The sequence below is a fragment of the Flavobacterium salmonis genome (assembly GCF_903819435.1).
GTDB lineage: Bacteria > Bacteroidota > Bacteroidia > Flavobacteriales > Flavobacteriaceae > Flavobacterium > Flavobacterium chungangense.
Window position 1 is genome coordinate 78616 of the sequence record NZ_CAIJDP010000066.1, and the last position, 12099, is coordinate 90714.

At 32.6% G+C, this 12099-nt stretch carries 12 protein-coding genes and 3 tRNA genes; 13 read left to right on the forward strand and 2 right to left on the reverse strand.

Features of this window, described 5'->3' with window-relative positions:
• Window positions 1-40: 40 nt before the first annotated feature.
• From rseP to FLACHUCJ7_RS09650, 3 genes are all read left to right on the forward strand, one after another.
• Window positions 41-1387, forward strand: a complete 1347-nt coding sequence (gene rseP / locus FLACHUCJ7_RS09640) for an RIP metalloprotease RseP (protein WP_180908748.1) — start codon at window positions 41-43, stop codon at window positions 1385-1387.
• An 86-nt stretch (window positions 1388-1473) separates the two neighbouring features.
• A tRNA-Asn gene (locus FLACHUCJ7_RS09645) sits at window positions 1474-1547 on the forward strand.
• A 39-nt stretch (window positions 1548-1586) separates the two neighbouring features.
• Window positions 1587-1660: transfer RNA gene (locus tag FLACHUCJ7_RS09650), tRNA-Asn, on the forward strand.
• Between the two features lie 52 nt (window positions 1661-1712).
• Here FLACHUCJ7_RS09650 and FLACHUCJ7_RS09655 read toward each other — a convergent pair.
• A complete protein-coding gene (locus FLACHUCJ7_RS09655) occupies window positions 1713-2402 on the reverse strand; it encodes a hypothetical protein (protein WP_180908749.1) in 690 nt (229 codons plus the stop codon).
• Window positions 2403-2884: 482 nt separating this feature from the next.
• On the opposite strand from FLACHUCJ7_RS09655, the gene FLACHUCJ7_RS09660 reads away from it, so the two are divergent.
• The 6 genes from FLACHUCJ7_RS09660 (at window position 2885) to FLACHUCJ7_RS09685 (ending at window position 7668) form a co-directional block, all read left to right on the forward strand.
• On the forward strand, window positions 2885-3472 hold the full coding sequence (locus tag FLACHUCJ7_RS09660) for a GNAT family N-acetyltransferase (protein ID WP_180908750.1): 588 nt from the start codon (window positions 2885-2887) through the stop codon (window positions 3470-3472).
• Window positions 3473-3489: 17 nt separating this feature from the next.
• Window positions 3490-4236 (forward strand): iron-containing redox enzyme family protein, encoded by a 747-nt coding sequence (locus FLACHUCJ7_RS09665; protein ID WP_180908751.1) that lies wholly within the window; start codon window positions 3490-3492, stop codon window positions 4234-4236.
• Window positions 4236-5318, forward strand: a complete 1083-nt coding sequence (locus FLACHUCJ7_RS09670) for a DUF3419 family protein (RefSeq protein WP_180908752.1) — start codon at window positions 4236-4238, stop codon at window positions 5316-5318. The genes FLACHUCJ7_RS09665 and FLACHUCJ7_RS09670 overlap by 1 nt, the downstream gene beginning before the upstream one ends.
• Window positions 5288-5941: a hypothetical protein gene (locus FLACHUCJ7_RS09675; protein ID WP_180908753.1), complete on the forward strand. Its 654-nt coding sequence runs from the start codon at window positions 5288-5290 to the stop codon at window positions 5939-5941. The genes FLACHUCJ7_RS09670 and FLACHUCJ7_RS09675 overlap by 31 nt, the downstream gene beginning before the upstream one ends.
• Window positions 5942-6017: 76 nt before the next feature.
• Window positions 6018-6746, forward strand: coding sequence for a 1-acyl-sn-glycerol-3-phosphate acyltransferase (locus FLACHUCJ7_RS09680; protein ID WP_180908754.1), 729 nt, complete (start codon window positions 6018-6020; stop codon window positions 6744-6746).
• Window positions 6739-7668: a fatty acid desaturase family protein gene (locus tag FLACHUCJ7_RS09685; RefSeq protein ID WP_180908755.1), complete on the forward strand. Its 930-nt coding sequence runs from the start codon at window positions 6739-6741 to the stop codon at window positions 7666-7668. The genes FLACHUCJ7_RS09680 and FLACHUCJ7_RS09685 overlap by 8 nt, the downstream gene beginning before the upstream one ends.
• A gap of 309 nt (window positions 7669-7977) precedes the next feature.
• On the opposite strand, the gene FLACHUCJ7_RS09690 is transcribed toward FLACHUCJ7_RS09685, so the two are convergent.
• Window positions 7978-8057, reverse strand: a tRNA-Leu gene (locus tag FLACHUCJ7_RS09690).
• 301 nt (window positions 8058-8358) lie between these two features.
• Between FLACHUCJ7_RS09690 and FLACHUCJ7_RS09695 the strand changes: the two genes are divergently transcribed.
• The 4 genes from FLACHUCJ7_RS09695 (at window position 8359) to FLACHUCJ7_RS09710 (ending at window position 11954) form a co-directional block, all read left to right on the forward strand.
• A complete protein-coding gene (locus tag FLACHUCJ7_RS09695; protein ID WP_078226894.1) occupies window positions 8359-9300 on the forward strand; it encodes a ribose-phosphate pyrophosphokinase in 942 nt (313 codons plus the stop codon).
• 71 nt (window positions 9301-9371) lie between these two features.
• Window positions 9372-9983, forward strand: coding sequence for a 50S ribosomal protein L25/general stress protein Ctc (locus tag FLACHUCJ7_RS09700; RefSeq protein ID WP_110308570.1), 612 nt, complete (start codon window positions 9372-9374; stop codon window positions 9981-9983).
• A gap of 595 nt (window positions 9984-10578) precedes the next feature.
• Window positions 10579-11205, forward strand: a complete 627-nt coding sequence (pth, locus tag FLACHUCJ7_RS09705; protein ID WP_180908756.1) for an aminoacyl-tRNA hydrolase — start codon at window positions 10579-10581, stop codon at window positions 11203-11205.
• A gap of 137 nt (window positions 11206-11342) precedes the next feature.
• Window positions 11343-11954 carry a superoxide dismutase gene (locus tag FLACHUCJ7_RS09710; protein ID WP_078226896.1) on the forward strand — a complete coding sequence of 204 codons (612 nt, stop codon included), beginning with the start codon at window positions 11343-11345 and terminating at the stop codon, window positions 11952-11954.
• Window positions 11955-12099: the final 145 nt, after the last annotated feature.

A 12099-nucleotide genomic window follows, 5' to 3' on the forward strand; every position in this document is an offset into this window, starting at 1 on the left:
CGTTACTTTTGTGCGTTAAATTAAGAACTAAAAATACAAAATGGATATAGTTATCAAGCTTTCTCAATTTCTATTGAGTTTATCATTACTTATTATTCTTCACGAATTAGGGCATTTTATTCCTGCAAAATTATTTAAAACCAGAGTCGAAAAATTTTATTTATTTTTTGATGTTAAATATTCGTTGTTTAAAAAACAAATAGGCGAAACCGTTTACGGAATTGGATGGCTTCCGCTTGGAGGGTATGTAAAAATCTCCGGAATGATAGACGAGAGTATGGACAAAGAGCAAATGGCTCTTCCTCCTCAACCATGGGAATTTCGTTCGAAACCGGCATGGCAGCGTTTGATTATTATGTTGGGAGGGGTTACGGTAAACTTTATTCTTGCTTTTATTATATATATAGGTATGGCATTTGTTTACGGTGATACGTATGTGGCTAATGCGGATTTGAAAGATGGTATTTGGGTAACCAATCCTGCAATTGAAAAGGCAGGAATACAAACGGGAGATAAAATTATTGCTGTTAACGGAAAGAAAATGGATCGTTACAATGATATCGCTAAGAACTTATACATGGGGAAAGAAGTCACGGTAGAGAGAAACAACGAAACAAAAACGATTAAGTTTCCTATTAACATCATTAATAAGATTAGTAACTCTGGAGTAAAACATTCTTTAGTAGAAATGAGAATTCCGTTTGTGGTTAGTGGATTCCAGAAAGGTTCTCCTAACACTAAAACTTTACAAAAAGCTGATATCATAACTCACGTAAATGGGATTCCTCTAAAATATGCAGATGAAGTATCTTCACAGTTTAAAAATTTTAGTGGAAAAACTGTTCCTGTAACAATAAAAAGGGATAATAAAATCATTCAGACAACCATAAAGTTCAATAATAAATCTCAGGCAGGAATAGAGTATCCTCATAGATTACCTTATTCTAATCTGGAAAAATTGAATCTTTATAAAATTAATCGTGAGCAATATACTTTTGCAGAATCTATTCCAATTGGAATTAGAACAGGAGCAAACGGATTGGTTGAATATGCAGGTCAGCTTAAAACGATATTCAATCCTAAAACAGAAGCTTATAAAGAAGTAGGTGGTTTTGCTTCAATTTTTAATGTTTTTCCAGACACTTGGAGCTGGGAAGCTTTCTGGTCAATCACTGCTTTATTATCAATTATGCTTGGCGTAATGAATTTATTGCCAATTCCGGCCCTTGACGGAGGCCATGTGATGTTTTTATTATATGAAATTGTTAGTGGCAAAAAACCAAGTGATAAATTCCTTGAAAATGCCCAAATGGTTGGTTTCGTAATACTTATAGCACTACTTTTGTTTGCCAACGGGAACGATATTTACAAGGCAATTGTGAAGTAGAAAAAATATTTTTTAAAAAGAGTTAAAATATTTTTGAGAAACTAAAAAATCAATTATATTTGCACTCGCTAAAAAGAGCAACAACTTCCTCCTTAGCTCAGTTGGTTAGAGCATCTGACTGTTAATCAGAGGGTCCTTGGTTCGAGCCCAAGAGGGGGAGCAAACTTTTTTTAGCAAACATATTTACCTTTAAGGTGATTCCTCCTTAGCTCAGTTGGTTAGAGCATCTGACTGTTAATCAGAGGGTCCTTGGTTCGAGCCCAAGAGGGGGAGCTTATTAAAAGACTATCATTTTTTGATAGTCTTTTTTTGTTTCGAACCGATTCTATTTTTTGGACATTGCAAGAGCTGTATTTTTACTTTCAAACAATTTAATCATCTCCTCAGCTTTTTCCGGTTGATTAATTGCTTTTAGAGACTTGGCACATCGTAAATAATATACAGGTTCTGAATTTTCTTCAAGACTAAATAGTTCTGAGTAGTATTTAGTCGCTGCTTCAAAATCATTTTCAAAATAAAATTTATCTGCGACCTTTTTAAGCATGTCTGCTGATTTGTATCCTTTGTCTACAACATTAGTGTATATGTTTAAAACATTAATGCTTACGGAGTCTTTACTATATGCAGGAACGGTTGTCTTAATGTTTATCGGCTGAATGGTTTTGTCGGTTTTGACAGTTATTATTTTTGAGGGTGCGACAGGTTCAGTAGCTTTAACATGTGCTTTTTGGTATATGGCTGTTACGGTTCTGGTGTTATTGGGTCCTAAATCGTAGGTGTTGACCATGTCGAGTTTTGAGACTTCGTATGTCGTAATTCTTTTTTTTCCGACAGCGAGATTGATTACTTCTTCGACAGAATACGATTCTATAACAAGATCTTCGTCGGATTTGTCGTCAAACTTTAAGGGTGCTTTTCGAATATCGGCATTGGTAATTACCTGGTTTACCTGACTAAAACTATTCAAAGAAAAAACACCTGCAATTACTATAAGATGTATCGCATTAGCTTTCATGATAATTAAATAAAAGTTGAGAACAGCAGTGAAATTACATATAAAGATACTGATTATGTGTTGTTTGTGATTTGTTTTGACGTTCAATTGCTCTGAAAAACGTTTAAGTGCAGCCTGAGACCGTTAAATATTTTCATAATTAATCTCCTAAATCAATTTTCTGCTATAATTCAGTTAAAAAGAAAGAAAAATATTGTTATATTTTAGAAAAAAAAACTAAATTTGATATAGTTTTTAATCAAAAACTTAAAATACCACAAAATTTAACGGCGCAATAACTGCCAATTGTTGTTGCATATAGTTCATCGTTTAGTTTTTAGCCTAAAGCTTTTTACTATTTGAAAAAATTAATCTTACTCATGCTTTTTTGCATGATGTGTTTGATTTAATTATATAAACGAAATAGAAATAACTAAGGGAATACTACAAAATCCTTAAAACAAGGGAACAATAGGTTAAAAGTTAAAGTAAATCAAACCAATATGACTAAAATCAATGACACATTAACAAGAGATACTAGTTTTACCTTTAAGTTAGCGGAAACACAGACAGAGAAAAATGAAATATATAATTCAAGGTATGAAATTGCCAAAGAAAAATTTCCTTACTTGTTTAATACCAGCAAATATGGTCATATAGCAAAAGATGGCTATGATGATCATTCTTTTCTCTTTTATTGCAAAGACAAGGCAATAATTGGCAGTTGTAGAGCCTCTCCTATAATAAATGGCAAATGGGAATTTAGTGACGCTCTTCCTGAATACTTAAATTTTGTTTTTAACGATCAATCCACATTGCAACTAAACAGGGTATATATTGATGAAAATCATAGAAATAAAGAATTACACGCTTTGTTATTTTACAATTTCAGCTGTTGGGTCATTAACAATACTTCTTATACTAGATATTTCGCAATCTGTAATGCAGGATTAGTGAGAATGTACAAAAGACTTGGAGCAGAATTATTGCTGGAGCAAGGTTTCGAGTTAAAAGACAGATCGTCACACAACTACTATTTAGTAGGCGGTCAGATTGAAGATATAATTAATACAATTGAACATAAACATTAACCAAAAAAATTATAAATATGTCAGTACAAAAAATTGAAGAAAACGTATCGGTTTCCCGATTCATCGAGCTAAAACAAAAAAGAGACAGCGAATGGGCTAATTTATTGGAAAATTCAAATTGGGCTAATTTTATTTTAAACGGAGATTTTGATGCCCGATTTTATGGCATATATCTAATCGAAACCTACCATTATGTAATGCACAATCCAAAACACCAGGCTCTTGTGGGTGCACATATGAAAGAAAAAATATTTAAATATATAAAATTTTGCTTTGAACATGCGGAAGAAGAAACTGGACATGAAATGATGGCCATGCACGACTTACTGAGTTTGGGTTTAGAGAAAGAAAGCTTTCTGGTTCCAAGCCCACATCCTAATACCGAAGTATTCATTGGATACTTGTATTGGATTTCTACAAATGGAAACCCTTTGCAAAGGCTAGGATATAGTTTTTGGGCGGAAGATTCATATCAGTATATAGGACAATTAATGGAAAAGGTAAAAACAACTTTGAATTTGCAAAAAAGCCAGATGACTTTTCTGATTTCACATGCAACGATTGACGAAAAACATGCTGAGGAAATAGATGAAATGATAAGCGAATTCTGCAAAACAGATGATGATTGGTATGTTGTTGAAAAAGTTTTGAAAACATCTCTTCGACTTCAGTCTGAAATGCTAGATAGTGTTTTGGATGAGTATTTAAACCTAAAAAAGGGAGGAAAAAGTAGGTATCATTTATTGAATGACCTGATAAAGTAATGAAAAGTAAATATTTTAATACACTAAACTATACATTAGGTGATGAGGATACAAGTCTTGAATTAAGCTTGTGTCCTCAAAACAGCAAAAATGTCTTTTCTATTGCAGGCAGCGGCGGACGTATTCTGCCTCTTTTTGCAAAAGAACCGGTATGTATAAATTGTGTTGATATATTAAAAGAGCAATTATATATTACAGAATTGAGAATTGAAACCGTAAAAGCATTGACTCACGAAGAGTTTTGTAACTTTTGGGGATATTCTGTAACTGACATAACTCCAACAGAAAGACAGGAAATTTTTAATCGTATCACAATCTCAAGTGAAGCCAGGCTTTTTCTTTGGGCCTTCTTTCAACAAAATAAGTGGAGTAAGATAATCTACATGGGGAAATTTGAAAAAATGCTTATTCAATTATCTAAAATAAATAATCTTATAACAGGAAAGAAGGGGCAAAAAATCTTTTTTTCAAAATCCCTTGAAGAACAGAAATTCTATTATCTTAATTTCTTCCCTCATCTGCGCTGGAAAATCGTTTTATTGCTACTTGGAAATTCTGCAGTTTTAAATTCTATCCTGTATAAAGGTGATTTCCCTAAAAAAAACATTAAAGGTTCTACTTATAAAAATTTTGCTCGAATATTTTTGAATATTTTTGAAACCATAAGCATAAGAGGTAGTTTTTTTGCTCAAATGGCTTTCTGGGGTAACATAAAATTTAAAGAAGGTTATCTTATTGAAGCAGATCCTGAACTATTCCAACAAATAAAGCAAGGTGCTAATAAAACTACTGTCAAATATATACAGGGCAATATTTTTGAAGTTATAAAAAACAGTCATGAAAATGCAACTTTTCTTTCTCTCTCTGATGTTCCGTCTTTTCTCAAAGGAAAAACAGAAGAGACTTATCTGCAAGAAATTAGCCCTAAAATTGAACAAGGGAGCTTAATTGTAGTTCGTGGAAACCTTCGAGTAACAAAACCATTTTCGGATGATTATTTTATTTTAAGTGATCAATACGATGAGTTAATAAAAAAAGAAACTACTCAATTATGGAACATACATATATACAAAAAGAATTAAATGCTTTAGATATAGTGCTAAAAGTTATAAGCGATGACCAGATTCATGAAATTGCAGACTTACTGACTGTATCTATGCTGAACAATAATGCATATTTGTACGTTTTTAACAATAAAAAAACAAGAGCAACTAAATTGAAGCTATTGCTAACCTGTATGGTGAGATTGTATTCAAGACATAATGGGACTTTTGCCATATATCATAATTCAAAAATAGTAGGTACATTTACGTTTTTACCTTCAAGTTATTTAAGACCTAATCTTATTGATTTAATAAAGAGTAGAATTATTTTTATCCCTTTTCTGATTGATTTTGGAGAGTTAAAAAGATTATTGAAGATTTCAAAAATAAACATTACTTTCTTAAAAAAAATAGAACCCCATTTATCATTTTGGCATTGTTGCATGCTGGCAGTAAAATTGGAGAGTCAACAATTTCGTATCGGTAAAAAATCAATAGAAATTTTTCTTCAACAAAATGATATTATCAATAAGTGTATTGTACTTACAACACAGGGAGATAAAAATATTAAATTTTTTAGTCAGTTCGGATTTTCTATAAAACACAAATATGTCATAAATAATTTTGAAAACATCATAATGCAAAAAAATGAACTTATATGAGTTGATCATAAAAAAAATAGGGTTTAATAATTTCTTTATTAAAATTATTTTACAACCTATATGTTTATTGCTCAAAATGAATCGTTTTGAAAGTCTTTTAGATGAGGCTAAAACCTATAAGAATATAAAATTTATTGATTTTGTGTTTTATAAGTTTAACATTAAAAACCAGGCTGTTTTTCTAAATGATGATATCTTTCTGTCGAACAAGCCATTCATAATTGTAGCAAATCACCCTACAGGATTATTAGATGGACTATCCATCATTCATGTTTTGTTGAAACGTAATAAAAAAGTAAAAATTGTTGTCAATTATTTGCTTAAAGAATTTGCTCAAATTCACGAGGCTCTTGGAGAGAATTTCATTTATGTTAACCCTTTTGATCACAGTAAAAAAAAGCATTTAAGTTATCTGGGATTAAAGGAAATAATTAAAAGTTTATCAAATAATGAAGTAGTTGTTTTTTTTCCGGCTGGAGATATATCAAAAATAAAAGGAAGAAAATTTAACATTGCAGATAATGAATGGAATGACACTTGTATAAAATTTATTAACAAATCAAAAATAACTGTGGTTCCTGTATTTATTGATTCGAAAAATTCATCTGTTTTCTATCTTTTAAATACTTTAAGTAATAAAATTGGTTTGTTGTTTATTTTTAGAGAATTTTTTAATAAATGTAACACTAATGTTCGGTTGGTTTTTGGTAATGAATTTGAAAATCAAATGTTTGAAAACCATCAGGAAATGAAGAAAAAGTTAAAAGACAGCGTGTATCAATTAAAAAAAGACAGTTATGCTTAAAGCAAACGAAAAATATCCAATCCCAAATAAAATAAACATTGTGCTTTCCATTTTGTTTGTGAGTGCAATCCATTATCTTTTATTCATTGGAGGAAAAAATGAAGTTCTGGGCTTGAAATTTTTAATTATCTGTTTGCTTTTTGGGCTTTTTCTTATTCCTGTTTATTCCATTATTCATGAAGCTGAACACAATATAGCATTAAATGATAAAAAGATGAATTATTATTTAGGTGTTATGCTTTCTATTGTGTTTGGATCTTCCTTTACCTTTATTCAGAAAGCGCATTTAAATCATCATAAAAACAATCGAACAGACTATGAGCTAATTGATTTGTATTATGACCATCGTAAAAGATGGTTTAAAAAAATAAGCTTTTTTATGATTAACATAGGGTTTAAATGGATTAGTATTCTCATTGCTACTTTTGTTTTCGCTCTTTTGCCAAGGGAGATAATAAATTTACTTATTCAAAATAAAAACGATATATCAGAATTGGTGAACGGTACTAATTCTAACAGTCAAAGGTATATTAAAATTAGAATTGAAAGTGTGATAACAATTTGTTATCATATTGGTATAATAATTTTTCTAAACTTGAATATAGTGCCATATTTACTTATGTATCTATTTCATGCATTTATATGGTCTTCTCAAAATTATGTTAGTCATGCCTTCTCTCATAGATCTGTCGTTCATGGTGCTCACAATCATAAAATGAATCCATTGTTTAGGTTGTTTTATCTTAATTTCAATCTCCATCTGGCACATCATGAAAATCCTTCTGTTCCATGGTTGCATTTAAATAAATTTGTTAAACCGCATAACAATATTTCTTATTTCAGGGCCTATATGAGGTTATGGAAAGGGCCAAAACTAATTTTGCCAGATGATCCCATTGAATACAAACAAATGGTAAAGTGACTTATCCTCAACCATGTCAAAATATAGATTGAAAGATTGTTTTAAAATCGTTACTATTAAAAAACATTCAAAAACTCGAATTCAAAATATCAAAATTTACCGGGTCCGATTGGTTTGTATGAGAGAGTTGTCAAAATAATTAGCCAGACACTAAATAATTCTTCAATTCAAAGAATTGAGTTATCTGATAAAATTGAATATCTGCAATTCTAGTATTAAATTAGAAAACATGCATTTTAGTAGAGTTAGCAAGTGCTTGCAGGAAATTAAAAACGGTCAAACCGTTAAAAAACAGTTTGACCGTTAATGTACCCGGAGCCGGAGTCGAACCGGCACGGTTTCCCACAGGTGTTTGAGACCAGCGCGTCTACCAATTCCGCCATCCGGGCTTAGCAGACGAAAAAACAACTAATAAATCAGTTATTTTAACGCAATAGAATAAGTAATTATGAAGTCATAAGTGTGCTTATTCCTTTAACACGGTGCAAATGTAAAAAATAAAATTAAATGTGCTACTAAAAATACTTAAATTTTTCCTTTCAGTGTCCAATAAATTTTCTAAATTTGCACCTCGTTAAAACGAAGCACACACAACTAACTACACCCGAGGTAATTATATGTATTTTGCTTTACCGAAAATGGTGAAGCCGAATTGTACAAAGAGCAGCGGAGCAAAAACAACAAATTATAATGTCGCACCTAGAACCAGAAGCTAAAATTTTTGCTTGTTCACAAAGTGTTTATCTTGCAGAAAAAATTGCCGAACAATACGGGATTCCGTTAGGTAAAGTAACGATGTCAACGTATAGTGATGGAGAATTTCAGCCATCTTACGAAGAATCAATCCGAGGATTACGCGTTTTTATCGTGTGTTCCACTTTTCCAACTGCTGATAATTTGATGGAATTGTTGCTAATGATCGATGCGGCAAAACGTGCATCAGCAAGACACATTACAGCTGTTATGCCTTATTTTGGTTGGGCAAGACAAGACAGAAAAGACAAACCAAGAGTTCCGATTGGAGCAAAATTAGTAGCTAATCTATTAGATGCTGCCGGAGCAACAAGAGTAATGACAATGGATTTGCACGCAGATCAAATTCAGGGGTTTTTCGAAAAACCGGTAGATCATTTATTTGCATCAACCATCTTTTTACCATACGTAGAAAGTTTAGGATTAGAAAATTTAACCATTGCATCTCCGGATATGGGAGGTTCAAAAAGAGCATATGCTTACTCTAAGTTTTTAGAATCAGATGTAGTAATCTGTTACAAACAAAGAAAAGCAGCTAACGTTATCGACACTATGGAACTAATTGGTGAAGTAAAAGGACGTAACGTAGTATTGGTAGACGATATGATCGATACTGGCGGTACTTTGGCGAAAGCAGCCGATTTAATGATCGAAAAAGGAGCGTTAAGTGTAAGGGCAATTTGTACCCACGCTATCTTATCAGGTGGAGCTTACGAAAAAATTGAAAACTCGAAATTGAGCGAATTAATCGTAACAGATTCTATTCCTTTAAAGAGACATTCAGATAAAATAAGAGTAGTGAGTTGTGCGCCTCTTTTTGCAGAAGTTATGCACATGGTGCACCACAACAATTCCATCAGTGGAAAATTTATAATGTAGTCATTGCGAGGAACGAAGCAATCTCACTACAACAAGAATTAGAATATTTTTAATAACTATATTTTTTTACAATGAAATCGATTACAATTAAAGGATCAGAAAGAGAAAGCGTGGGCAAAGTGTCAACTAAAGCCTTACGTAATGCTGGAGCGGTTCCTTGCGTGTTATACGGAGGAAATCAGGCAGTACACTTCTCAGCAGACGCTGCAGCGTTCAAAAACTTGGTTTACACTCCAAATGCACACACAGTTGTGATTGAGCTTGGAAAAGGAAAATCATTCAATGCAATTTTACAGGATATTCAGGTTCACCCGGTATCTGACAAAATCTTACACATTGACTTCTTTCAATTATTTGATGACAAAGAAATCACTATGGAAGTTCCTGTAAAAGTTGTAGGTACATCTAAAGGTGTTCTTGCAGGTGGTGTTTTACGTTTAAACACTCGTAAATTAAAAGTTAAAGCTTTACCTAAAAACCTTCCAGATTTTGTTGAAGCAGATATTACGCCACTTGAAATGGGTAACAAATTATACGTTACTAAAGTTGGATCACCAGAATACAAAGTGATGCACCCGGACAACACTGTTGTGGCTCAGGTAAGAATTTCTCGTGCTGCAATGAAAGCTGCTCAGGAAGCTGCAAAAGCTGCAAAAGCTCCTGCAAAAGGAAAGAAAAAATAATTTTTTCAAATCAATACAAAAGCATCAATCGAAAGGTTGGTGCTTTTTTTGTTTTTAGAGGTTTTGAGTTGCTAAGAGGTTGAGGTTCTAAATTTTCAAATGTCAGACTGAGCGAAGTCGAAGCTTTTTATATTTTTACATTTTTTGTTTGTAGCAGATACTTTTCGTTTTTTCAAGGCCAGACGTTCCTGCCATCCACTTGTATCTTTTCCTGGCTAAAGAAGCCAGAAAAAGGATACCGCTTCTGTCAGGGCTAGCTAAACGTTTAGTTTTTATAAGCTTTTGAGATGAGAAAATCTACAACATGTCAGACTGAGCGAAGTCGAAGTCCAGTAAAACAATTTTCTTTAGATTGTCGAGCTTCTTGCGGAGATCCTTCCTTCGTCAGGATGACAAAAATGTGGGTAAATTTGGTGTTATAAATAAAAATCCGCGTAAATCGGTTTAAAATCTGCGTCATCTGCGTGCTACCCTTAGCGAACTTAGCGAACTTAGCGAAAAAAACCTTTGCGTTCTTTGCGGTTAATGACAATGTAAATCAAATTATCTAATTGACACATTTTCTAATTACCAAATTAAACCTATTTTTGCAAGCATGATAAAATGGATTACAAAACTGTTTTCATCAACACAAAAAGAAGAGAACACAGATTATATGAAAAAATATTTAATCGTAGGATTAGGAAACATCGGAGCCGAATATGTTAACACAAGGCATAACATTGGATTTAAAGTACTGGACTTTTTAGCCAAAAAAGAAAGCCTTTCCTTCGAAACTGTCAAACTCGGTGCACTTGCCCAATACAAGTTTAAAGGAAGGACCTTTTTGCTGCTCAAGCCAAACACTTATATGAACCTTAGTGGAAAAGCGGTAAAGTACTGGATGGATAATGAAAACATTCCGTTAGAAAATATTCTGGTCATTACAGATGACTTAAACCTCTCTTTTGGAACCATCCGAATAAAACCAAAAGGAAGCGACGGAGGGCACAACGGACTTAAAAACATCAATCTGGTTTTGAATACGCAGCAATATACCCGATTCCGGTTTGGTATCAGTGATCAGTTCAAAAAAGGGCAGCAGGTTGATTACGTTTTAGGGGATTGGGATGAAGAGGAAAAAACAAAATTACCTGAAAGGCTCGAAGTCGCTTCAGAAATTATCAAATCTTTTGGTACTGCAGGATTAGAAAATACAATGACAACTTTTAACGGTAAGTAAAGGCTTTTACATCGATTTTAGTGTAAAAACAACAATTATCACTTAACTAAATTCAATTATAACGAAATAGAATTTTCTATTCCAAAGTTAAATGTATAAATTTGAATAAATTATTATAAATCATAAAATCATATATCATGGCTTTTGAATTACCACAATTACCTTATGCATATGACGCATTAGAACCACATATTGATGCGCGCACAATGGAGATCCACCATTCTAAACATCATAATGCTTACACAACAAATCTTAACGCTGCAATTACAGGTACAGATTTAGAAGGAAAAACAATAGAAAATATCTTAATCAATTTAGATAAATCTAACGCAGCAGTGCGTAATAACGGTGGAGGTTTTTACAACCACAATTTATTCTGGACTGTTATGTCTCCAAACGGTGGCGGATTACCAACAGGTGATTTGTTAGCTGCAATTGAGGCTTCTTTTGGAACTTTCGAAGAGTTTAAGGCAAAATTTGCTAAAGCTGGTGCAACGCAATTCGGTTCAGGATGGGCTTGGTTAACAGTTCAAAAAGGAGGAAAATTAGAAGTTGTAGGTACTCCAAATCAAGATAACCCATTAATGCCAGAAGTTGCTGGTAACGGTGGAACTCCAATCTTAGGAATGGACGTTTGGGAACATGCTTACTACTTAAACTACCAAAACAGAAGACCAGATTATATTGAAGCTTTCTTTAGTGTAATTAATTGGACAGAAGTTGCAAGAAGATTTGCTTTAGACAAATAAAAGAATAGAGTAAGTAATATAGAAATAGACGGATAATCAAAAGATTGTTTGTCTATTTTTTTTATTTATGTTTCTGAAATTGTTATGTTCAGTTTGGGAGAATTTATTAAATAAAAAAGGCGGAATCTCTTCCGCCTTTTTTGCC